Origin of the sequence: Pseudomonas sp. S10E 269 (genome assembly GCF_002798465.1) — a bacterium.
In the GTDB taxonomy this organism is placed as follows: Bacteria; Pseudomonadota; Gammaproteobacteria; order Pseudomonadales; family Pseudomonadaceae; genus Aquipseudomonas; species Aquipseudomonas pergaminensis.
Map to the genome: position 1 here is coordinate 3,675,972 of NZ_PHIJ01000001.1, position 21,142 is coordinate 3,697,113.

The window sequence follows — 21,142 nt, forward strand, 5'->3', positions numbered from 1 at the left end:
GCTATGAAAAGCCCTCAACCGACCGTGTCCATGGCGGATAAAGTTGCCCTGATCGACAGTCTCTGCGCCAAGGCGCGGATCCTGCCGGTGATCACCATCGCCCGCGAACAGGACATCCTGCCGCTGGCCGATGCCCTGGCAGCCGGTGGTTTGACCGCATTGGAAGTGACCCTGCGTTCCGAGTTCGGCCTCAAGGCCATTCAGGTACTGCGCGAGCAACGGCCTGAACTGTGCACCGGTGCCGGCACCGTGCTCGACCGCCACATGCTTGAAGCGGCCGAAGTGGCAGGCTCGCAATTTATCGTCACCCCTGGCATTACCCGCGACCTGCTGGAAGCCTCGGTGCACAGCCCCATCCCACTGCTGCCAGGCATCAGCAATGCCTCGGGCATCATGGAAGGCTATGGCCTGGGCTACCGTCGCTTCAAGCTGTTCCCGGCCGAAGTCAGCGGTGGCGTGGCTGCAATCAAGGCCCTCGGCGGCCCGTTCGGCGAGGTGAAGTTTTGCCCGACCGGCGGCGTGGGCCCGGCCAACATCAAAAACTACATGGCGTTGAAAAACGTGATGTGCGTGGGCGGTAGCTGGATGCTCGACCCGGAATGGGTCAAGAACGGTGACTGGGCCCGCATCCAGGAAGTCACTGCGCAGGCGCTGGCACTGCTGGATTGATCTACTTTTACTGAATCGTTGTTGCTGTGCTTAACGGCATTTTTGCGGTGCACTTGGTCGGTGTACCGCTTTTTTTTGCCCGCTGAAAAGTGCACTACAACCTGTAGGAGCCCGGCTTGCCGGCGATGGCGCCATCGAGGTAGGTGCAAGTCTTGCGGGCCTCATCGCCGGCAAGCCGGGCTCCTACAAGGTATGGGTGTTCAGTTCGGTAATAGCTTTAACCAAGGCATTGATATCCGTTGCTGACGTCACCAACCCCGGCGTCACCCGGATACAGGTACCAAACGACGCTCCTACGCGCGTCGTGGTGAACAAGTTGTAGTCCTTGAGCAAACGCTCCGTCATCACCTGCTGATCGCGCCCTATAAACTTGAACGCCGTAATTCCGCAATAAAGGCGCGGATCGTCCGGCGTCAGCACTTCGATCCCAGGCAGGGCCCGTACCTGGCTGACCCACAAGTCCCGCAAGTAATTCACTCGCGCGCCCTTGGCCGCCGCGCCGCCCAGTTGCAGATGTTCTTCAAGCACTAGGGGCAAGGTCATCAGTGCCGGAAAATTCGGCGTGCTGTAGGGCGTACGTGCGCGAACGTCGGTGGCGGGGTAGTGGAACTCTCCCATGTCCGGATCAATGTCTGCCAGACGTTCCGGGGCGATGTACAGAAAGCCCAACGTCAGCGGGGCGCCAATCCATTTGTGCAGGTTGAAACCGGCAAACTGGATCCCCAATTCGGCCAGGTTGAATTCGATCTGGCCCAGGGCATGGGCGCCGTCGAGGATTATGTCGATGCCCTGCTCGCGCGCAGCCTGGGCAATCGCGGCCACCGGCATGACCAGCCCGGTGCGGTGGGTGACGTGGGTCAGTGCCATCAGTTTCAAGCGTGGGTACTGCACGAATGCATCGCGATACGTCTGCACCAGGCTGTCGAAACTCGCCGAGTGCGTGTGGGACAGTTCGATGACTTCCACGCCGCGATAGCCCGCCAGCCAGCGCATGGCGCCTTTAACGGTGTCGTACTCCAGGTCGCTGATCAGCACCTGATCGCCCGGTTGCAGGCGGTTGTAGTTGCGGATCAGCGATTGCAGGGCTTCGGTGGCATTGCGGGTGAAGGCCACTGCGGCGGGGTCGGCATCGATCAGCCCGGCCAGTTGGCAGCGGATCGCGTCGTTTTCGCCACGCTCGAAATGCTGGCGCACATGCAACGAATTGCTACGGTTGATAAACGCAACGTGTTCCAGGTACTGCGCCTGTACTGCTTGGCTCATGCGGCCGAAGTAACCGTTTTCCAGGTTGATCGGGCCGGGCTCCAGCGCGTAACGCTGGGCGACGGTGTACCAGTGAAGCTCGTTGTCTGCATTCCGTGGCATGGGCTGGGCTCTTAATGACGAGGGGCGGGTTTGCCGTGTTTTGCGCGTAGCGGTTCTAACAATTCAGACAAGCCGTTGCTGTCGATTTCCTGCATCAGGGCCAGCAGACCACCGAGCTCGCCATGGGGGAAACCTTCGCGGGCAAACCAGTTCAGGTAGGGGCCGGGCAGGTCGGCGATGATCCGTCCCTTGTATTTGCCGAAGGGCATTTCGCGGGTGATCAGCAATTCGAGTTTTTCGGGATTCATGAGGGCTCAGGTGCTTGTATCGAGAGCTTGGAAAATACAGGCATTCTGCATGAAGGCCAAATGACAGATCATGCAAATAACGTACATACAGATGGTTCAAATTATCGTAATTTATTGAAATATAAGATTAATTATATTTTTGAAAACTTGGCACGGGCGCTGCAAACACTAAGACAACCTTCTAACCCGTACAAGGAATTGAAAAATGACTGATATCAATAAAGAATCGATCTCCGTACTGAACGACCTGATCGAGACCAGCATCGACGGCCAAAAGGGTTTCAAGGAGTGCGCTGAAGACATCAAGCACCCAGAACTCAAAGCCCTGTTTGCCAAGCGTTCCGCCGACTGCGCCACCGCCGCCGCTGAACTGAAAACCGCCGTACGTGCCTTGGGCGGTGATCCGGAACATTCCGGCAGCGTTGCTGGTGCCCTGCACCGTGGTTGGGTCGACGTGAAGTCGATGCTCACCGGCAAGGATGAAGAGGCTGTGCTGAACGAAGCCGAGCGCGGTGAAGACCATGCCCTGAAGGCTTACAAGGAAGCGATCGAGAAGATCAATAAGCACAACCTGGAGGGCATTCGTGACCTGGTTGAACGTCAGTTCAGTGGCGTTCAACGCAACCATGACCAGGTGAAAGCCCTGCGTAACCAGGCTCGCGCTCAGTCTTGAGTCGTAGCTGAATAGAAAAAGCCCCGCAGATGCGGGGCTTTTTTATGCGCGACGATCAACCAATGCTGATCGGCGGCAGCTCGGTCAAGGTCACGACCTGCTGCTTACGTGGCGCGAGGATCTCTGCTTCGCCGTCCACAACCAGCTCATCGCGCTGGTTGAACACACGGGTGGCGATGCGCACGCGGAATTTCGGCAGCTTTTCGAGGATTTCCAGGCGCACGGTCAGGGTGTCGCCAATCTTGACCGGCTTCTGGAAGCTCATCTGCTGGCCGATATAGATCGTGCCCGGCCCAGGGAGCTCACAGGCCACTGCCGCACTGATCAGGGCGCCGCTGAACATACCATGGGCGATACGCTCCTTGAACATGGTCGCCTTGGCGTACTCGGCATCCAGGTGCACCGGGTTGTGGTCACCGGACATCGCGGCGAACAGCTGGATATCGCGCTCTTCCACCAACTTGCTGTAGCTGGCGGTCTGGCCGACTTCGAGGGCTTCGTACGGGGTGTTGGTTACCTGGGTCATCTAAAGGTGCATCCTGTGGCTAAACGGTCATTATCGGCCGATTTTAACTGGCTGATTTTAAAAGAAAAGTTATTCGCAGCGGGCCGGCCGGCGCAAGGTCAGGGCCTGATCCAGCCACGCCAGCACATCCCCTGTGATCTCGTCACGGTTGGTCTCGTTGAACACTTCGTGGCGCGCCTGCGGGTAAATCGTCAATTGCACGTGCTGGCATCCGGCTTCACGCAGCGCGTGGGCCAAGCTTTTGAGACGCTTGCCCTCACTGACCGGATCACATTCACCGCCCATGACCAGGATCGGCAGGCCTGGGTCGATCTGCGCGAGATTGGACGCTTTGCTGATTTGCTGCAAGCCGCCGAGCATGTCGATCCACAGTTGGTTGGTGCAACGGAACCCGCACAGCGGGTCGTTGATGTACTTGTCGACTTCCACTGGATCGCGGCTGAGCCAGTCAAAAGCAGTGCGATTGGGTTTAAACGCTTTGTTGAACGATCCAAACGACAAGAATTCGATCAGCGCACTGCGGCCACGCAAGCCCTGGCGCAGGCGCTCGGCCCGGGCGATCACTCGTGCGGCGCGGTAAAGGGCCACCGGCTGGAAATTCGAACCGCTGAGCATCGCGCCATTGAGGCTGGCGCTGTGGTGCAGCAAGTACGCCTGCGCGATATAGCTGCCCATGCTATGGCCCAGCAGAATGATCGGCAGCCCCGGCTGTTGCTGGCCGATATGCTGGTTGAGGCTCGCCAGGTCGCCCACCACCTTATTCCAACCGTCCTTCTCGGCGTACAGGCCCAGGGTGCCTTCGTCGGCGGTACGGCCGTGGCCACGCTGGTCCAGGGCGTACAGGCCGTAGCCGGCGCCGCACAAGGCTTCGGCCAGGCGTGCATAACGCCCGCTGTGCTCGGCCATGCCATGGGACAGCATCACCAGGGCCTTGGGCGGGCCGTCGGGCATCCATTGATTGACGTACAGGCGGCTGCGGTCATTCGCGGTCAGCCAGAAGGTGCTGTGGTTCATGGCGCTTCCTTTGCTCAGGGTCGTTGCAGTGTATAGCTCATCCCACGGGAAGCGCCTGATCAGCGCAAGGCCTTGTAGGAAGATTCACGCAATTAATGACGCTCTTTCCCGTATTTGCCTGTTTGGCCATAGCTGCTAACGTCCCCAAAGCTCCGCTTTTTATCGGTGTAGAGGTTTTACACCTGCAGCGGCCGGACACACTCAGGTAAGAGGACAAGAATAATGCAACCTGATTTCTGGAATGACAAACGCGCGGCGGGCGTTCCCAATGACATCGACCTCTCTGCCTACAAGTCGGTGATCGAAGTCTTCGAACGTTCCTGCAAGGCCTTTGCCGACCGTCCGGCATTCAGCAACATGGGCATCACCCTCACCTATGCCGAGCTGGAGCGCCAAAGCGCGGCCTTCGCCGGCTACCTGCAACAGCACACCGACCTCAAGCCCGGCGACCGCATCGCCGTGCAGATGCCCAACGTGCTGCATTACCCGATTGCCGTGTTCGGTGCCTTGCGCGCCGGGTTGATCGTGGTCAACACCAACCCGCTGTACACCCCGCGCGAAATGCGCCACCAGTTCAAGGACGCCGGCGTGCGTGCGCTGGTCTACCTCAACCTGTTTGGTTCGCGGGTGCAGGAGGTGTGCAGCGACACCGAGATCGACTACCTGATCGAAGCCAAGATGGGTGACTTCATGCCTGCCGCCAAAGGCTGGCTGGTCAACACCCTGGTCGACAAAGTCAAAAAGATGGTCCCGGCCTACAGCCTGCCGCGCGCCGTGTCGTTCAAGCGCGCCTTGCACATGGGCGCGGGCCTGGGCGTCACGCGTCACCCGGTGACCCTGGACGATATCGCCGTGCTGCAATACACCGGCGGCACCACCGGCTTGGCCAAGGGTGCGATGCTCACCCACGGCAACCTGGTGGCGAACATGCAGCAGGTGCGTGCATGCATGTCCCAGACCGGCGATGACGGCCACCCGCTGATCAAGGAAGGGCAGGAGGTGATGATCGCGCCACTGCCGCTGTACCACATCTATGCCTTCACCGCGAATTGCATGTGCATGATGGTGTCCGGCAACCACAACGTACTGATCACCAACCCACGGGACATCGGCGGCTTTATCAAGGAGCTGAAGAAGTGGCGTTTTACCGGGCTGCTGGGGCTTAACACGCTGTTCGTGGCCTTGATGGACCACCCGGACTTCAAGTCCCTGGACTTCTCCCACCTCAAGCTCACCAACTCCGGCGGCACCGCGCTGATCAAGGCCACGGCCGAGCGTTGGGAGCAGATCACCGGCTGCGCGATTGGCGAAGGCTACGGCCTGACGGAAACCTCCCCAGTGGCCAGCACCAACCCCTACGGCAACAAATCTCGCCTGGGCACCGTGGGCATTCCCGTACCGGCGACGGCGATGAAGGTGATTGATGACCATGGCGCCGAGCTGCCATTGGGCGAGCGCGGCGAACTGTGCATCAAGGGCCCGCAGGTGATGAAGGGCTACTGGCAGCAACCGGCCGCCACGGCCGAAGCGCTGGACGCCGAGGGCTGGCTCAAGACAGGCGACATCGCGGTGATCGATGACGATGGTTTTGTGCGCATTGTCGACCGCAAGAAAGACCTGATCATTGTTTCGGGCTTCAACGTATACCCCAACGAGATCGAAGACGTGGTGATGGCGCACCCGGCCGTGGCCAATTGCGCGGTGATCGGCGTGCCGGATGATCGCACCGGGGAGGCGGTGAAGCTGTTTGTGGTGGCGCGTGCGCAAGGGGTGAGTCTTGAGGAGTTGAAGGCGTACTGCAAGACCAACTTCACCGGGTACAAGGTGCCCAAACATATCGTGTTGCGCGAGTCGTTGCCGATGACGCCCGTGGGCAAGATCTTGCGCCGGGAGCTGCGCGACATCGCCTGACCGTGAATTGGAATGCCATCAAAAATGTGGGAGCGGGCTTGCTCGCGAATGCGGTGTATCAGCCAGCCTATCTGTTGACTGACACTCCGCATTCGCGAGCAAGCCCGCTCCCACATTTGTCTTGTGTTGGTCTGAATACCCCATTCCAGAGCCTTTCCAGGGCATATTTCAGCAATGTTTAAAGCGTGACCAATTATTGTAGGACAGTCGTGATTATGACCGCAGGGCCCTCCTTTGGCTCTAGGCGGCCCTTGGCAAAGCTGCTACTCTCGGCGCGCTTTGTGACGTCTCGGCCTGCTTGAAAGCGCCAGATTCACCTAAAAAAACATACACCAATAATAATCGCATCAAATGCGATGATGAATTCGCGTCGCTGACGTCGCTGAGGAGTGGGCTTCCATGAACGAAGACTTTTGGAAGGATAAGTACCCCGCCGGGATTGCTGCAGAAATCAATCCAGACGAGTATCCAAATATTCAGGCGGTACTGAAGCAGTCCTGCCAGCGCTTCGCCAACAAACCGGCTTTCAGCAACCTGGGCAAGACCATCACCTACGGTGAGCTGTACGAATTGTCCGGCGCCTTCGCCGCCTACCTGCAACAACATACCGACCTGCAGCCTGGCGATCGCATCGCCGTGCAACTGCCCAACGTCCTCCAGTACCCGGTCGCGGTGTTCGGTGCCATCCGTGCCGGCCTGATCGTGGTCAATACCAACCCGCTGTACACCGCGCGGGAAATGGAACACCAATTCAACGACTCCGGCGCCAAGGCGCTGGTGTGCCTGGCCAACATGGCGCACCTGGCGGAAAAGGTCGTGCCCAAGACCGCCGTCAAGCATGTGATCGTCACCGAAGTCGCCGACCTGTTGCCGCCGCTCAAGCGTCTGCTGATCAACAGCGTCATCAAGTACGTGAAGAAAATGGTCCCGGCGTATCACTTGCCCAAGGCGATCAAGTTCAACGACGTGCTGGCCAAGGGGCATGGTCAACCGGTCAGCGACGCGAGCCCGGCCAGCAGTGATGTGGCGGTGCTGCAATACACCGGCGGCACCACTGGCGTGGCGAAGGGCGCCATGCTCACCCACCGCAACCTGGTCGCCAACATGCTGCAATGCAAGGCGCTCATGGGCTCCAACCTCAATGAAGGTTGCGAGATCCTGATCACGCCGCTGCCGCTGTACCACATCTATGCGTTCACCTTTCATTGCATGGCGATGATGCTGATCGGCAACCACAACATCCTGATCAGCAACCCGCGCGACCTGCCGGCGATGGTCAAGGAACTGTCGAAGTGGAAGTTCAGCGGCTTTGTCGGCCTGAACACCCTGTTCGTGGCGCTGTGCAACAACGAGGCGTTCCGCAAGCTGGACTTCTCCGCGCTGAAAGTCACCCTGTCCGGCGGCATGGCCCTGCAATTGGCAGCGGCTGAGCGCTGGAAGGCCGTGACTGGGTGTGGCATCTGCGAAGGCTACGGCATGACCGAAACCAGCCCGGTGGCCACTGTGAACCCGATCCAGCATATCCAGATCGGTACCATCGGCATCCCGGTACCGTCCACCGTGTGCAAAGTCATTGCCGACGACGGCACCGAACTGGCGCTGGGCGAAACCGGCGAACTGTGCGTCAAGGGCCCGCAGGTGATGAAAGGCTATTGGCAGCGCCAGGACGCCACCGACGAAATGCTCGACAGCGAAGGCTGGCTCAAGACCGGTGACATCGCGATCATCCAGCCCGACGGCTACATGCGCATTGTCGACCGCAAGAAAGACATGATCCTGGTCTCGGGCTTCAACGTGTACCCCAACGAGCTGGAAGACGTGCTGGCAGGCCTGCCGGGCGTGCTGCAGTGCGCGGCCATCGGTGTGCCGGACGAGAAGTCCGGGGAACACATCAAGCTGTTTATCGTGGTCAAGCCGGGCGCGACCCTGACCAAGGACCAGGTGATGGAGCACATGCGCGCCAACGTCACCGCCTACAAGGTGCCCAAGGCCGTGGAATTCCGCGATGCGTTGCCGACTACCAACGTGGGCAAGATCCTGCGCCGTGAGTTGCGCGACGAAGAGTTGAAGAAGCTCGGTCTTAAAAAGTAACGCTATACCAATGTGGGAGGGGGCTTGCCCCCGATGGCGGTGTATCAGTCAGCAATCTGTAGCTGACACACCGTCATCGGGACCAAGCCCCCTCTCACATTTTGAACCGCGTTTTTTATAGGGCGAACTGCGCGAATCCAACGCCAGCACCCGCCGGACGCACATCCTTCAAGAACGAATCCTTGTCCGCACTCAGCTCCAGCGTAATCTCCGGCTTGCGCTTGCCCGCATTGCGCACCACCAGGCCTTCGAGCTTCTCGCGCAGGAACACGGTTGGCACCTTCAAGTGCAGCAACTGGTCGGTCTCGGCGTTGTGCATCAACAGGTGGATCCACTCGTACTGGCCCACGGCAATACGGCCCACCGGCAGGTCAAACCACCAGATGTTGCGCTTGCGGTCCAGGTCGGTGAAGTGGCAGTTGTTGACGCCGAGTACGGCACCGCCCAGTTCGGTGTTTCGGCGGGCGATGGCCTGTGCTTTATTGAGTTTCATAACCTTCCTACGGGATCTGTTATTCAGCGTGTGAGCCTGAATGTGCCGGGCATTCTCAGGGGTTGGCGGCAAAACATAAAGCCAAACCTGCGGCCGGCGATGAAATGCGTGGGCAAAAATAATTGAAACTCTGCTGAACGGCCTCGGGTCAATCTTTAGGTAATGACCCAAAACCCTTGATTGTTCTTTCGGAGAAATACCATGAGCAGCACATCTGACAAGGTTAAAGGCGTGGCAAACGAGGCGGTCGGCAATATCAAGCAAGGTGTCGGTAAAGTCACCGGCAACGACAAACTGCGCGCTGAAGGTGTGGTCCAGGAAAAGAAAGGCGAAGTGCAAAAAGCGGTAGGCGACACCAAGGACGCGGTCAAAAAAGCGACCAAATAACACTGAATCGCTGGCTGGTTACACGCAGCCCGACGGCCATCTACGGATGGCCGTTTTTGTGTCACCTGATGCGGTTAAAGTTTCGAAATTGTTTCAAGGTCGCCAAATAGGCTACCTTGATGTAGAAAACGGCCCCTGAGTCGCCCACGAACTCAACCTTTTTGCGGCGAAAGGAGACGCTATGATTTTTCCGGTTCTCGATGGTCTCAAGCTGCACAAAGTGCTGGTGCGCACCGTCAAGGAATTCGTCGATGACGAAATGCCTACCTATGCTTCGGCACTGGCCTACCAGATGCTGTTCTCGCTGTTCCCCTTCCTGCTGTTCCTGATTGCCCTGATCGGTTTCCTGCACCTGCCGGACTTCTTCACGTGGCTGCGCATGCAATCGGAACTGGTGTTGCCGCCCCAGGCCCTGGAGCAGGTCAACCCGGTGATCGACCAGTTGCAGCAATCCAAGGGTGGCCTGCTGTCGGTGGGTATCGTGATCGCGCTGTGGACAGCGTCGGCCGGTGTGCGCTTGATGATGAGCGCGATGAACGCGGCCTACGACGTGGTTGAAGGCCGTCCCATCTGGAAGCGCTTCCCACTGTCGATTTTCTACACCGTTGGCATCGCCGGCATGCTGCTGGCCGCCGCCGCGCTGATGGTGCTCGGGCCGCAGGTGATGGAATGGCTGGCCGGGCAGATCGGCATGCAGGAATTCGTGGTCACCTTGTGGACCATTTTGCGCTGGCCGTTGATCGTGATTTTGCTGATGTTCGCCGTGGCCCTCATGTACTACGTGATGCCGGACGTCGAGCAGAAATTCCGCTTTATCACCCCTGGCTCGGTGCTGGCGGTGGTGGTGTGGATCGTTGCCTCCCTGGGCTTTGGCTACTACGTCAAAACCTTTGCCGACTACAACGCCATGTATGGCAGTATCGGCGCGATCATCGTGCTGCTCTTGTATTTCTATATTTCCGCTGCCGTGCTGTTGCTTGGGGCGGAGATGAACGCGGTGATCGAACACATGTCCGCCGAGGGCAAGGACCCGGGCGAAAAAGAGTTCGAAGAGCCTGGCCATACCGATGAAAAACAGCATGTCTCAGGCCTTGGCCGGGACCACTCCAAGCCCACTACTGATGAAGTCTGATCGATGATCCGTGAAATCCTGAAAATGGGCGACGAGCGCCTGCTGCGTATCGCGCCTCCGGTTCCGCCGGAAATGTTCGACAGCCCCGAACTGTGGCAATTGATCGATGACATGTTCCAGACCATGGAACACGTGGGCGGAGTCGGCCTGGCCGCGCCGCAGATTGGTGTCGACCTGCAATTGGTGATCTTCGGTTTCGAAGCCAGCGAACGCTACCCGGACGCGCCGCCCGTGCCGCAGACGATCCTGATCAACCCGCTGATCACTCCGCTGAGCCCGGTGCTGGAAGAGGGCTACGAAGGCTGCCTGTCCGTACCCGGCCTGCGTGGCGCGGTGGACCGTTACCAGCAGATTCGCTACGAAGGCTTTGATCCCAAGGGTGAGCCCATCGTGCGCTTTGCAGATGGTTTCCATGCGCGGGTGGTGCAGCATGAATGCGATCACCTGATCGGCCGGTTGTACCCGTCGCGGATCACCGACTTCAGCAAGTTCGGCTTTATCGAAGTGATGTTCCCGGACTTGGATCCCACTGCCGACGATTGATCCTGCATCTGAATGTGAGGCTGCTCGTTGTGGTGATCGGGCTTGTTGTGGTGAGCGGGCTTGCCCCGCGCTGGGCTGCGAAGCGGCCCTATCCAAGCCACCGCGGCGCGTCAGGCGCACTGCGGTGAAAGGTTTGGGTCTGCTTCGCAGCCCAGCGCGGGACAAGCCCGCTCACCACAGAAAACCGATACTTCAATAATTGTTATCGGGTCGGTTTAACGAACCGCAACGTCATCCGGTCCGACTCCCCGATCGCCACATACTTCGCCTTATCCTGCTCGCCCAATCTCAGCGTCGGCGGCAACGTCCACACGCCAGCCGGGTAGTCCTTGGTGTCCTTCGGGTTGGCGTTCACCTCGCTCTGTCCCGCCAGCTTGAACCCGGCATCGGACGCCAGCTTCACCACCTGCGCGGTGGTCAGGTAACCGCTGTCCTTGATCGCCTGCAGATCCGCCCCATCCTTGGCCCGGTGATCTTCCACGCCCAGCACGCCGCCCGGTTTCAGTACCTTGTAGAACGCGCTGAACGTGGCCGGCGCAGTACCTGCCTCGACCCAGTTATGCACATTGCGGAACGTCAGCACTGCATCCGCCGACGCGGGTTTGCCGAACACCGGGGCCTTGGGGTCGAACTCGACCACCGAGGCCTTGCCGTAGCGCGCGGGGTCGGCGGCGAATTTCTTCTTCAGGTTCTCTTCGGACGTGCGCGCATAGGCGCTGCTGCTCGCCGCCTGCACCGCGGCGATGTAGTGCCCATGATCCTTGAGCAGCGGCGCCAGCACTTCGCTATACCAGCCGCCACCGGGGGTGATCTCGATCACCGTCTGCTTGGCGCCCAGGCCAAAGAATTCCAGCGTCTGTTGCGGATGGCGATAACCGTCGCGGGCGCTGTTGGCAGGGTCGCGCCAACTACCGGCGAGTACGCTCTGGTACTGCTCGGCGGTGATGGCTGCGTCGGCTGCCTGGCTCAAGACCGGGACGAGCAGGGCGGTGAGGGAGAGAGCTGCAAGCGTCGTTTTCATGATCATCCTGTAAAGGGCCACTGTGCCGCTGAGGCTAGCATGGGCCCTGCAGGCGCTGATCACACATTATCTGCGGTCGACCTCACCAAACGATCTAAGCCCATCGCGATCATCGGTTTGTTGCGCCTGTAGCGCACCAGTCGTTCGCTGAGGGACTGCGGCAGCGGTGTGTCCTGCGTGAAGCCCATGGGTTGATACAGCCGTTCCAGGTCCGGGTGACACAGCAACCACACCGTTCCTTCCACCTCGGCCACCGCCGCCTCGATCACCCGCGCCGCCAACCCCTGGCCCCGATAGGCGGGGTCAACGAACACCCCGGTCAGGAACTGCCCGCCAACCACCGGCGTGAGGCACAACCCGGCGACAATCTCAGCGTCGCGCGCCACCCACAAACGCCCGCCCTTGAGCGCCTTCATCGGGGAATTGTGGCTGCGGTAAAACTTGTTCAGCAGCGGCCACAGCGGCTCTGCCAAGGGTTCGATGTGCAATTCGGGCATGGTGTTCAGGCAAGCGTTATCAAGGGCCGGAGATTATAAGCGCCTTCTGCCGGGCAATAGGTGGTATACCCAGTGCTACATCCCCTGTCAGTGGAGCATGCATCATGGCCAAAGGTATGGATTCAAAGAAAGCCGCGAAGAAAAAACCGGCAAAGACCGCGGATGAAAAACGCGCCGACAAGAAAGCCAAGAAAACCGAGACAGGCCTGTTCGGTCACTGAGTTACAAGCTTAGAACCAAACGATCTGCAAGATTTTCGCGCCTCATTGCACAGAGCAGGAAACACCTGCTCTGAGCTGCCGATGGCCAACTACCTTGATCCGACCCAACGCCGGGAAATCGAAGCCCTGGCCACCACCTTCACCGCCAGAACCGAATGGCCGACCTGGCTGTTGTTGATCGGCGTGTACACCGGCTGGTTCGCCGTGATCCTCGCCAGCCACTGGCTGGGCCCGTGGTTGAGCAGCCTGTTGCTGATCCCGCTCGTGACGCTGTGGCTGTCGGTGCAACATGAACTGCTGCATGGCCATCCCACCCGTTCGCCGCTGCTGAATAAAATCCTCGGCTACGCCCCCTTCGCCGTGTGGTACCCCTACACGCTGTACCGCGACAGCCACCTGCTGCACCACAACGACGAAGACTTGACCCTGCCGGGCATCGACCCGGAAAGCCGCTACCTCAACCAGCAGCAATGGGACACCAGCTCGCTGTTCGAGCGTGGCGTGCATTGGCTGACCAAGACCGTGCTCGGCCGCTTCCTGCTGGCGGCGCCCTTGGCAATTGGCCGTTTGGCCCGCCATGAGTTGCAACGCCTGCCCCAGGTGTGGCCGATGTGGCTGGTCCACGGGGCCGTCACTGTGCTGATGCTGGGTTTCATCGCCCACTACAGTGCGCTGTCGGTGTGGCATTACCTGCTGCTGGTCAGCGTGCCGGCCTTGTCCCTGGCCTCGATCCGTTCCTACTATGAACACCGCCCGCACCCGCAGCCGGAGCAACGCACGGTGCTCAACGAAGCGTCCTGGCCGTGGACCTGGCTGTTCCTCAACAACAACCTGCATCTGGTGCACCACGACTTGCCGAAACTGCCCTGGTACTTGCTGCCGACGGTCTACCGCGCCCGACGTGAGCAATGGGTGGCGCGCAGCGGTGGCTTCCTGGTGCAAGGCTACGGCCAGTTGATCAGCCGCCACGGCCTCAAGGCCATCGACAGCCCCCGGCACCCTTTTGCGTGAGAGATGACCATGAGTGACCACTACGCCGAGCTGCTGATGTATGTCGCGCCCGAGCCGATCCAGCAGGCCAACCAGCAATGGCTGACGCGCATCCTCGAACATCTTGGGCTGCGCCGCCTCAACGCCGATCACCTCGACCTGCACGCCCTGTGGCGCGCACCTGAGTTACTGCTGACTCAAACCTGCGGCTATCCGCTGATAACCCAATTGCGCGGCCAGGTCCGCGTGATCGGTCGCCCGCGCTATGAGCTGCCCCACAGCAGCGATGGAGAACATTGCAGCGTGCTGCTGACCCGCGACGACAACCCGCATCAAACCCTGGCGGACTTCTACAACAGCCGAGGGGTGATCAACGGCCACGACTCCAACAGCGGCATGAACCTGCTGCGCGAGCGCCTGGCCCCTTTGCAGCGCGACGGGCGTTTCTTCGCCAGCGTCGGCATCAGCGGCGCTCACCGCGAGAGCCTGCGGTGGCTGCGCGAAAACCGCGCCGACCTTGCCGCCATCGACAGCGTCACCTACGCCTACCTGGCCCGTTTCGCGCCGCAGGAAGTGGCGGGGCTGCGCATTGTGACCCGCAGCGCACCGAGCCCGACCTTGCCCTATATCGGCGCCCTGGGCTTAAGCGATGAGCAGGCGGATCAGGTTCGTCAGGCAATGAACCAGGCATTGCGGGATTTACCACAGGTGGCCGAGACACTCGGCTTGCAAGAGGTGCTGCCCGCCCGGGAAGACGACTACCACGTGCTGTTGAACTACCAACAACAGGCTGTCAGCGTGGGTTATTCGATACTTCAATAAGGTTATATAAAAATACCTTTTAAATATTATTAAAGAATAAGCAGCCTTGCTAGGATCGCTCCACCGGAACACCGGACATAACGCGCAACCTACTCAGATGGAGCCACTATGTCCGGCGCCGACACTTCTCACAGCGATTACGTGGGCGGACTGTTCCGCAGTCATTACGACTGGCTGTGCAGCCGTTTGCACCGCCATCTCGATTCCCGCGCGCACGCTGAAGACATCGCTGCCGACACCTTTGTCCAGCTCCTGAGTGCGCCGGGTGTCGTGCCCATCCGCCAGCCCCGTGCGCTGCTCACCACGATTGCCCAGCGCCTGATGTATCAACTGTGGCGCCGCCGTGATCTGGAGCGCGCCTACCTTGATGCGCTCGACAACGACGAGACCAGCAGCGCGCCGTCGCCGGAAGAGCTGGCGCAAATGCTGGAGGCCCTGCAAGCCATCGACCAGCTGCTCGACGGTTTGCCAGCCAAGGTCAAGGCGACCTTTTTGCTGTCCCAGCTCAATGGCCTGACCTACCCGCAAATCGCTGCCGAGCTGGGAATTTCCCAGCGTTCGGTCAGCGACTACATGACCCGCGCCTTCAACCGTTGCCTGCGGCTGTGTCTGGAATGAACGACGAACTGATCGACAGCACCACGCGCTGGTACGTGCTGTTGCGTTCCGGCCAGGCCACGGCGGGCGACCGGCAGCAGTATGAACAATGGCGCGCCGCCGACCCACGGCATGACGCACTGTGCCGACAGTTGGAAACCCGCCTGGGTGTGTTCCAGGTACCCCAGGCGCAAGGCGTGAGTGGCCAGGTGTTGCAGCAGGCGCTGGAGGCGCCGTCCAGTCGACGCCAGGTGTTGCAGGTCGCGTTGGCCGGTGCCGGTGTGGCCGTCGGCGCAGCCTTGCTGGCCAAACCGCTGGGCTTGCCATTGACGGAACTCACGGCAGATATCCGCACTGGCACCGGGGAGCGCCGCACGGTGACGCTGGACGATGGCAGCGAGTTGTTGCTCAACGCGCAAAGCGCGGCCGATATTCAGTTCGACCCGCAACGGCGCCTGGTTCGCCTGCGCGAAGGCGAGTTACTGGCCAAGGTCGCCAGCGACCGCATCCGGCCATTCCTGATCCAGACCGAGCAGGCCCGCCTGCGCGCCTACGGCAACCGTTTCCTGGTGCGCGAGCGGGAAGGGCAGGGCCAGGTCGTCGCCCTCAACGGCGCGGTGGACATCGATGGCCAGAACGGCGAGCGCCTGCAACTCGCCGCCGGCCATGAGGTGCATTACGACCGTGCCGGGTTCGGCCCGGTACAGGCCAGTGCCTCCGGTGCCACGGCCTGGGTCGATGGCTTCCTGCAAGTGCGCGACCGGCCGCTGGCTGAAGTCATCGACGCGCTGCGGCCCTACCACAACGGCGTGCTGCGCCTGGACCCGTCAGTGGCCGGCCTGCGCGTCAGCGGCCTCTACCGCCTGGACAACCCCCGGCAAATCCTCGACACCCTGGCGCGCACCTTGCCGATCCACATCACCCGTCGCACCGGTTTGTGGGTGACTGTCAGTGCGGTATAGCCGATTCACTCGGTCCCTGTGGGAGCTGGCTTGCCTGCGATACGGGCGGCTCGGTCTGTCAGTCCAACCGAGCCGACGTCATCGCAGGCAAGCCAGCTCCCACATAAAGCGAGGAGGCTATGCCTGTGTGGGTTCTAAGGACATAACCAAACGATCTGCAAGTTTTCCCCCCGCTGGCCCACATCACTCCCGTAAGCGCTGCGGGGAGCAGCGTTCTCGTGTTTCCTTGGGGGGAGCCAAAGTGAATCAGTTCAACCGTGTGCCGCTTCGAACCTTTGCCCTGGTGCCGTTGGCCAGTCTGTTTTTCTCGTTTGCCGCCGGTGCCGAAGAAGCACGCCAGGTCTATCACATCGCCCCTGGCCCGCTGGATGAAGTGCTGCTCAACATCAGTCGGCAAAGTGGCCAGGTGATCTCGTTCACCCCGCAACTGGGTAACTATTCCTCGGCCAGCGTGGACGGTTCGCTGTCGGCGCAACAGGCAGTGGACGCCGCGCTCAAGGGCACCGGCCTGCAGGTCCAGGTCAGCCCAGACGGTGCGTTTATCATCAAGGAAGGCGCGAGCAAAAACGCGACCAGCAACGTCAAGGCACAAACCAGCGCAGCGCAAGCGCCGACCCTGGACCGCGTGGTCGCCATCGGCACCCGGCGCAGTGACGCCACGGCCCTGACCAGCGCCGCCCCGGTAGACGTCATCAACGCTGAAGAACTCAAGCAAACCGGCGCCACCAGCCTCAACCAGGCGCTGTTCCAACTGCTGCCGTCGTTCAACTTTCCGCAGAACCAGAGCGCCACCCGTGGCCAAAACCCCAAGGGCGCGTCCCTGCGTGGCCTGGCGCCGGACCAGACGCTGGTGCTGATCAACGGCAAGCGCCGCCATGCCTCGGCGGTGGTGAACATCTCCGGTGGCGTGCCGTTCATTGGCGCGCAGCCGGTGGACCTGGACATGATCCCCATCAGCAGCATCGACCACGTCGAAGTGCTGCGCGACGGTGCCTCGGCGCAATACGGCTCGGATGCGGTGGCGGGCGTGGTCAACATCGTGCTCAAGGAGCGTGACAGCGGCGGCCAGGTCAACACTCAACTGGGCAAATATGCCCAGGGCGATGGCTTCAGCAAAACCACCGACGGCTGGTACGGCTTGGGTTTGCCGGGGGATGGCTTTCTCACCCTGAGCTTCAACACCCTCAACAACAAACCCACCGACATTGGCGATAAATACGTCGCCGACGGCCAGTTGCAAGACCCACGCTGGGGCGGTGCAGGGCGCGATAAATTCAACCTGGCGGCCAACGCCGAAATTGGCCTGAGTGACCAGTGGCGCCTCTACAGTTTCGCCACCTTCGGCCAGGACAAGTCGGTGAACAACACGCCACCGCTGCTGGCGAATAACCCGAACAACGTGCAGGGCATCTACCCCAACGGCACCATTCCCAAATACCGCTACCGTTATGAGGATGGCGCGCTCACCGTCGGCACCCGCTATGAAGACGACACCCTCGGGCGCTTCGACCTCAGTGCCACCTACGGTCGCGACAAGCACGATGAGCTGGCCTTCAACACGGTCAACCCGAGCTACGGCCTGAACAGCCCGACCAAATTCGACGTGGCCACCCTGATCAACGACCAGACCAACATCGGCCTGGATTACGCCAAGGATTTGGACGTCAACTGGTCAAGCCATCCGCTGACCGTCTCGGCGGGCATTGCCTACCGGCATGAGCAGTATCGGCTGGAGCAGGGCGACTACGAGTCCTACTCCTTTGGTGGCATCAATGGTGTACAGGTCGGCGCGGTGCAAGCCTCCGGTCTCACGCCAGACGACGCCGGCACCTACAAGCGTGATGTCGGCGGCGTTTACTTTGGTCTTGAGCACCAGCTCACTGACAAATTCCAGGTCGGCCTGGCCGGGCGTACCGAGCACTATTCGGACTTTGGATCGGCCACCACCGGCAAGCTGTCGGCGCGCTATGACTTCACGCCGCAGGTGGGCTTGCGCGCCACGGTGAACAACTCGTTCCGCGCGCCGACCCTGGGGCAGATCGGCACGTCGTGGACCACCACCACCAACGTCGACATCAACGGCAACCCGGTGCTGACGCGCATGTTGCCCGCCGACAACCCGGCCGCCCGTGCGCTGGGTGCGGAGCCGCTCAAACCGGAAAAATCCACCAACTACTCCCTGGGCCTGGTGCTGCGCCCGATTGAAAACGCCTCGCTGACCATCGACGCCTACCAGATCTCGATTCGTGATCGCCTGCTCTACAGCGGCGGCATTTCCGGGCCGCGCGCCGAGCAGATCCTGCAGCAAGCCGGGTTTGGCCAGTACACCTGGGCGCAGTTCATGACCAACGCGGCCAACACCCGCACCCGTGGCGTCGACATCGTCGGCAAGTACAACCTGGACCTGGCGCAGTACGGCGCGTTGAGTCTGTCGGCCGGCTACACCAAGGCACGCACCACGATCGAGAAGGTCCACGAAAACCCCAACGGCTTCGACATCCTCACCCGCGAAGCCCGTGGCTTCCTGGAACACGGTTACCCCGAAGACAAGCTAGTGCTCGGCGCGACCCACCGCATCGGTGCGTGGACCATCGCCCTCAGCGAAACCCGCTACGGCGAGTACCGCAAATACGCCGCCAGCGAAGCCAACGCCCAGTACGACCAGACCTTCGCGGCGCAATGGAACACCGACCTGGACGTGAACTACGCGTTCACCAAGCAACTGCGGTTGTCGGTCGGCGCCAACAACCTGTTCGACAGCAAACCCGATGACTTCAACACCCGCCTGCGCCAGACCCCAGGCCAGCAATACAGCTACCTGTCGCCGTCGGCGCCGGAGGGGGCGTTTTACTACACGCGGCTCAGTTATGACTTTTAACCGATCTTGAATACCGCAGAGATCGACTGTGGGAGCGGGCTTGCCCGCGAATGCGGTGGGTCAGCTAGCTCATGCATCGCTGACCCACCGCATTCGCGAGCAAGCCCGCTCCCACACTGAATCTTCTGTGTTCTAGAAAATGATTCACCACGAGGTTCTGCATGAAAAGACTTAAAACACTGCTCGGTGGCTCACTGCTGGCACTGGCCGTTTTAGCGCAACCCACAACCGCCGCCGAAACCGTCAAGCCCATCCACTTCGGTGACATCACCTGGGAAAGCGGCAGCTTGATCACCGAGGTACTGCGCCTGATTGTCGAGAAAGGCTACGGCCTGCCCACCGACACCTTGCCCGGCAGCACCGTGAGCCTGGAAGCCGCCCTGGCCAAGGACGATATCCAGGTGATCGGTGAAGAGTGGGCTGGGCGCAGTCCGGCATGGGTCAAGGCGGAAAACGAAGGCAAAGTGTTTGGCCTGGGCGACACGGTCAAAGGCGCCACCGAAGGCTGGTGGGTGCCGGAGTTCGTGATCAAGGGCGATGCCGCGCGCGGTATCAAACCCCTGGCGCCGGACTTGAAGTCGGTGGCCGACCTGCCGCGCTACAAGGACGTGTTCCGCGACCCCGAAGACCCGAGCCGTGGACGCTTCCTCAACAGCCCAACGGGCTGGACGTCGGAGATCGTCAACAGCCAGAAGCTAAAGGCGTACAAACTCACCGACAGCTTCGTCAACTTCCGCACCGGCTCCGGCGCGGCGTTGGATGCCGAAGTGGCGTCGTCGATCCGTCGTGGCAAGCCGGTGCTGTTCTACTATTGGTCGCCGACGCCGCTGCTGGGTCGCTTCAAGCTGGTCAAGCTGGAAGAACCGCCCTTCAACGCCGAAGCCTGGAAGACCCTGTCGGACGCGAAAAACCCCAACCCCATCGGCACCCGCTCGATGCCGGCGCGGCTGGCGATTGGTGTGTCGGCACCGTTCAAGGCGCAGTACCCGCAACTGGTCAGCGTGTTTGAAAAAGTCGACCTGCCGATTGATCTGCTCAATGGCATCCTCGGCGAAATGAGCGAGAAACGTACACCGCCGCGCCAGGTCGCTGAAGCGTTCCTCAAGGACCATCCAGACGTCTGGCAGCAATGGGTGCCGATCGATGTGGCGACCAAGGTCAAAGGAGCGCTCTGATGCTTAAAATCTTCGCTGCTGCGGTACTTTCGCTGGTCGCCGGTCTGGTGCTGGCGGCCGAACCTGCCACGTTACGCATCGGTTACCAGAAAAGCTCGGTGAGCATGGTATTGGCCCGTGAGCACAAACTCTTCGAGGAAGCGTTGCCCGGCACCCAGGTGCAGTGGATCGAATTCCTCGGCGGCCCGCCGCTGATCGAAGCGCTGAACGGTGGCAGCCTGGACATCGGCAATATCGGTGATATCCCGCCGATCTTCGCCCAGGCCGCTGGCATCGACTTGCAGTATTTCGCCGTAGAACCCAACGAGGGCAAGACCGAAGCGGTGTTGGTGCCAAAAGCCAGCCGCGTACAGAGCGTGGCGGAACTCAAGGGCAAGCGCGTGGCGCTGCTCAAGGGCTCCAGCGCCCACAACCTGTTCCTTAAAAGCCTGTTGCGCGCCGGTTTGCAATGGAAAGACGTGAATGTGGTGTACCTGTCGCCATCCGACGGGCGTGCCGCTTTTGAGCAAGGCAAAGTCGACGCGTGGGTGGTGTGGGACCCGTACTACTCCGCGGCCGTGGTCGACGGTTCCGCCCGCGTGCTGGGCGATGGCCAGGGCCTCAACCCGGCGGGCAGTTTCTTCGTGGTCAGCAGCCCGTTTGCCAAGCAGTATCCGCAGTCCATTGGCGCGATCATCCAGACATTGGCCAAGGCGCAGCGTCTGTCCCTGGACCAGCCTGACGAGAGCATCGCGCTGATGGCCAAGACCCTGGGCCTGCCACCGGCGGTGGTCAAAAGCTACTTCTCGCACCGTTCCTCCACGCCGATTCGTCCGCTGCAAGCCGCCGACATCGCCACCCAGCAACACACCGCCGACCTGTTCTTTGCCAACGGCCTGATCCCGAAAAAGGTCGATGTACAGCAAGCTGTCTTCAAGGCGCCATGAC

At 60.8% G+C, this 21,142-nt stretch carries 21 protein-coding genes; 14 read left to right on the forward strand and 7 right to left on the reverse strand.

The window, feature by feature from the left end; translation table 11 throughout:
* Window positions 1-3: 3 nt before the first annotated feature.
* Window positions 4-669 (forward strand): bifunctional 4-hydroxy-2-oxoglutarate aldolase/2-dehydro-3-deoxy-phosphogluconate aldolase, encoded by a 666-nt coding sequence (locus CWC48_RS17080; protein ID WP_026013852.1) that lies wholly within the window; start codon window positions 4-6, stop codon window positions 667-669.
* 183 nt (window positions 670-852) lie between these two features.
* Here the strand turns inward: CWC48_RS17080 and CWC48_RS17085 are convergent, their stop codons facing one another.
* Window positions 853-2,034, reverse strand: a complete 1,182-nt coding sequence (locus CWC48_RS17085) for an aminotransferase class V-fold PLP-dependent enzyme (protein ID WP_100492237.1) — start codon at window positions 2,032-2,034, stop codon at window positions 853-855.
* Window positions 2,035-2,045: 11 nt separating this feature from the next.
* Window positions 2,046-2,282: a DUF3820 family protein gene (locus tag CWC48_RS17090; RefSeq protein WP_010208204.1), complete on the reverse strand. Its 237-nt coding sequence runs from the start codon at window positions 2,280-2,282 to the stop codon at window positions 2,046-2,048.
* A gap of 205 nt (window positions 2,283-2,487) precedes the next feature.
* Between CWC48_RS17090 and CWC48_RS17095 the strand changes: the two genes are divergently transcribed.
* Window positions 2,488-2,955, forward strand: a complete 468-nt coding sequence (locus CWC48_RS17095; RefSeq protein WP_078049964.1) for a PA2169 family four-helix-bundle protein — start codon at window positions 2,488-2,490, stop codon at window positions 2,953-2,955.
* A gap of 55 nt (window positions 2,956-3,010) precedes the next feature.
* Here the strand turns inward: CWC48_RS17095 and CWC48_RS17100 are convergent, their stop codons facing one another.
* The gene (locus CWC48_RS17100) at window positions 3,011-3,481 is read right to left on the reverse strand and encodes a MaoC family dehydratase (RefSeq protein WP_010208208.1); all 471 of its coding nucleotides are present in this window, start codon (window positions 3,479-3,481) and stop codon (window positions 3,011-3,013) included.
* A gap of 69 nt (window positions 3,482-3,550) precedes the next feature.
* A complete protein-coding gene (locus CWC48_RS17105) occupies window positions 3,551-4,495 on the reverse strand; it encodes an alpha/beta hydrolase (RefSeq protein WP_100492238.1) in 945 nt (314 codons plus the stop codon).
* A 222-nt stretch (window positions 4,496-4,717) separates the two neighbouring features.
* On the opposite strand from CWC48_RS17105, the gene fadD2 reads away from it, so the two are divergent.
* Both fadD2 and fadD1 read left to right on the forward strand, forming a co-directional pair.
* Window positions 4,718-6,406 (forward strand): long-chain-fatty-acid--CoA ligase FadD2, encoded by a 1,689-nt coding sequence (gene fadD2, locus CWC48_RS17110; RefSeq protein WP_078049962.1) that lies wholly within the window; start codon window positions 4,718-4,720, stop codon window positions 6,404-6,406.
* Window positions 6,407-6,805: 399 nt separating this feature from the next.
* Window positions 6,806-8,497: a long-chain-fatty-acid--CoA ligase FadD1 gene (gene fadD1, locus CWC48_RS17115; RefSeq protein WP_078049961.1), complete on the forward strand. Its 1,692-nt coding sequence runs from the start codon at window positions 6,806-6,808 to the stop codon at window positions 8,495-8,497.
* Window positions 8,498-8,612: 115 nt separating this feature from the next.
* Here the strand turns inward: fadD1 and CWC48_RS17120 are convergent, their stop codons facing one another.
* Window positions 8,613-8,990, reverse strand: coding sequence for a hypothetical protein (locus tag CWC48_RS17120; RefSeq protein WP_078049960.1), 378 nt, complete (start codon window positions 8,988-8,990; stop codon window positions 8,613-8,615).
* Window positions 8,991-9,191: 201 nt separating this feature from the next.
* Here CWC48_RS17120 and CWC48_RS17125 point away from each other — a divergent pair, with 201 nt between their 5' ends.
* The 3 genes from CWC48_RS17125 to def all read left to right on the forward strand — a co-directional run bounded on the left by CWC48_RS17125 (window position 9,192) and on the right by def (window position 11,052).
* A complete protein-coding gene (locus tag CWC48_RS17125) occupies window positions 9,192-9,377 on the forward strand; it encodes a CsbD family protein (RefSeq protein WP_028617689.1) in 186 nt (61 codons plus the stop codon).
* A gap of 181 nt (window positions 9,378-9,558) precedes the next feature.
* On the forward strand, window positions 9,559-10,509 hold the full coding sequence (locus CWC48_RS17130) for a YihY/virulence factor BrkB family protein (RefSeq protein WP_034108996.1): 951 nt from the start codon (window positions 9,559-9,561) through the stop codon (window positions 10,507-10,509).
* Between the two features lie 3 nt (window positions 10,510-10,512).
* The gene (gene def, locus CWC48_RS17135; protein WP_028617688.1) at window positions 10,513-11,052 is read left to right on the forward strand and encodes a peptide deformylase; all 540 of its coding nucleotides are present in this window, start codon (window positions 10,513-10,515) and stop codon (window positions 11,050-11,052) included.
* A 202-nt stretch (window positions 11,053-11,254) separates the two neighbouring features.
* Here the strand turns inward: def and CWC48_RS17140 are convergent, their stop codons facing one another.
* Both CWC48_RS17140 and CWC48_RS17145 read right to left on the reverse strand, forming a co-directional pair.
* Entirely contained in the window at window positions 11,255-12,073 is an 819-nt protein-coding gene (locus tag CWC48_RS17140; protein ID WP_100492239.1) for a class I SAM-dependent methyltransferase, read from the reverse strand.
* Between the two features lie 59 nt (window positions 12,074-12,132).
* Complete coding sequence (locus CWC48_RS17145; RefSeq protein WP_100492240.1) at window positions 12,133-12,570, reverse strand: GNAT family N-acetyltransferase; 438 nt, start codon at window positions 12,568-12,570, stop codon at window positions 12,133-12,135.
* A 302-nt stretch (window positions 12,571-12,872) separates the two neighbouring features.
* Here CWC48_RS17145 and CWC48_RS17150 point away from each other — a divergent pair, with 302 nt between their 5' ends.
* The 7 genes from CWC48_RS17150 (at window position 12,873) to CWC48_RS17180 (ending at window position 21,141) form a co-directional block, all read left to right on the forward strand.
* Window positions 12,873-13,802 (forward strand): fatty acid desaturase, encoded by a 930-nt coding sequence (locus CWC48_RS17150; RefSeq protein WP_078049957.1) that lies wholly within the window; start codon window positions 12,873-12,875, stop codon window positions 13,800-13,802.
* Window positions 13,803-13,811: 9 nt separating this feature from the next.
* Entirely contained in the window at window positions 13,812-14,603 is a 792-nt protein-coding gene (locus CWC48_RS17155; RefSeq protein WP_100492529.1) for a phosphate/phosphite/phosphonate ABC transporter substrate-binding protein, read from the forward strand.
* 108 nt (window positions 14,604-14,711) lie between these two features.
* Entirely contained in the window at window positions 14,712-15,221 is a 510-nt protein-coding gene (locus tag CWC48_RS17160) for a sigma-70 family RNA polymerase sigma factor (protein ID WP_078049955.1), read from the forward strand.
* On the forward strand, window positions 15,218-16,162 hold the full coding sequence (locus tag CWC48_RS17165; protein ID WP_100492241.1) for a FecR domain-containing protein: 945 nt from the start codon (window positions 15,218-15,220) through the stop codon (window positions 16,160-16,162). Before CWC48_RS17160 ends, CWC48_RS17165 begins: the two co-directional genes overlap by 4 nt.
* A 241-nt stretch (window positions 16,163-16,403) precedes the next feature.
* Entirely contained in the window at window positions 16,404-19,040 is a 2,637-nt protein-coding gene (locus CWC48_RS17170; protein WP_100492242.1) for a TonB-dependent receptor, read from the forward strand.
* Between the two features lie 161 nt (window positions 19,041-19,201).
* Window positions 19,202-20,215, forward strand: a complete 1,014-nt coding sequence (locus tag CWC48_RS17175) for an ABC transporter substrate-binding protein (protein ID WP_100492243.1) — start codon at window positions 19,202-19,204, stop codon at window positions 20,213-20,215.
* On the forward strand, window positions 20,215-21,141 hold the full coding sequence (locus CWC48_RS17180) for an aliphatic sulfonate ABC transporter substrate-binding protein (RefSeq protein WP_100492244.1): 927 nt from the start codon (window positions 20,215-20,217) through the stop codon (window positions 21,139-21,141). The genes CWC48_RS17175 and CWC48_RS17180 overlap by 1 nt, the downstream gene beginning before the upstream one ends.
* Window position 21,142: the final 1 nt, after the last annotated feature.

Coding starts and splice junctions, on each gene's coding strand:
- CWC48_RS17140 (WP_100492239.1), bottom strand. CDS start 12,073: ATGAAAACGACGCTTGCAGCTCTCTCCCTCACCGCCCTGCTCGTCCCG.
- fadD1 (WP_078049961.1), top strand. CDS start 6,806: ATGAACGAAGACTTTTGGAAGGATAAGTACCCCGCCGGGATTGCTGCA.
- CWC48_RS17180 (WP_100492244.1), top strand. CDS start 20,215: ATGCTTAAAATCTTCGCTGCTGCGGTACTTTCGCTGGTCGCCGGTCTG.
- CWC48_RS17100 (WP_010208208.1), bottom strand. CDS start 3,481: ATGACCCAGGTAACCAACACCCCGTACGAAGCCCTCGAAGTCGGCCAG.
- def (WP_028617688.1), top strand. CDS start 10,513: ATGATCCGTGAAATCCTGAAAATGGGCGACGAGCGCCTGCTGCGTATC.
- CWC48_RS17090 (WP_010208204.1), bottom strand. CDS start 2,282: ATGAATCCCGAAAAACTCGAATTGCTGATCACCCGCGAAATGCCCTTC.
- CWC48_RS17150 (WP_078049957.1), top strand. CDS start 12,873: ATGGCCAACTACCTTGATCCGACCCAACGCCGGGAAATCGAAGCCCTG.
- fadD2 (WP_078049962.1), top strand. CDS start 4,718: ATGCAACCTGATTTCTGGAATGACAAACGCGCGGCGGGCGTTCCCAAT.
- CWC48_RS17125 (WP_028617689.1), top strand. CDS start 9,192: ATGAGCAGCACATCTGACAAGGTTAAAGGCGTGGCAAACGAGGCGGTC.
- CWC48_RS17165 (WP_100492241.1), top strand. CDS start 15,218: ATGAACGACGAACTGATCGACAGCACCACGCGCTGGTACGTGCTGTTG.
- CWC48_RS17155 (WP_100492529.1), top strand. CDS start 13,812: ATGAGTGACCACTACGCCGAGCTGCTGATGTATGTCGCGCCCGAGCCG.
- CWC48_RS17130 (WP_034108996.1), top strand. CDS start 9,559: ATGATTTTTCCGGTTCTCGATGGTCTCAAGCTGCACAAAGTGCTGGTG.
- CWC48_RS17105 (WP_100492238.1), bottom strand. CDS start 4,495: ATGAACCACAGCACCTTCTGGCTGACCGCGAATGACCGCAGCCGCCTG.
- CWC48_RS17175 (WP_100492243.1), top strand. CDS start 19,202: ATGAAAAGACTTAAAACACTGCTCGGTGGCTCACTGCTGGCACTGGCC.
- CWC48_RS17160 (WP_078049955.1), top strand. CDS start 14,712: ATGTCCGGCGCCGACACTTCTCACAGCGATTACGTGGGCGGACTGTTC.
- CWC48_RS17145 (WP_100492240.1), bottom strand. CDS start 12,570: ATGCCCGAATTGCACATCGAACCCTTGGCAGAGCCGCTGTGGCCGCTG.
- CWC48_RS17080 (WP_026013852.1), top strand. CDS start 4: ATGAAAAGCCCTCAACCGACCGTGTCCATGGCGGATAAAGTTGCCCTG.
- CWC48_RS17085 (WP_100492237.1), bottom strand. CDS start 2,034: ATGCCACGGAATGCAGACAACGAGCTTCACTGGTACACCGTCGCCCAG.
- CWC48_RS17120 (WP_078049960.1), bottom strand. CDS start 8,990: ATGAAACTCAATAAAGCACAGGCCATCGCCCGCCGAAACACCGAACTG.
- CWC48_RS17095 (WP_078049964.1), top strand. CDS start 2,488: ATGACTGATATCAATAAAGAATCGATCTCCGTACTGAACGACCTGATC.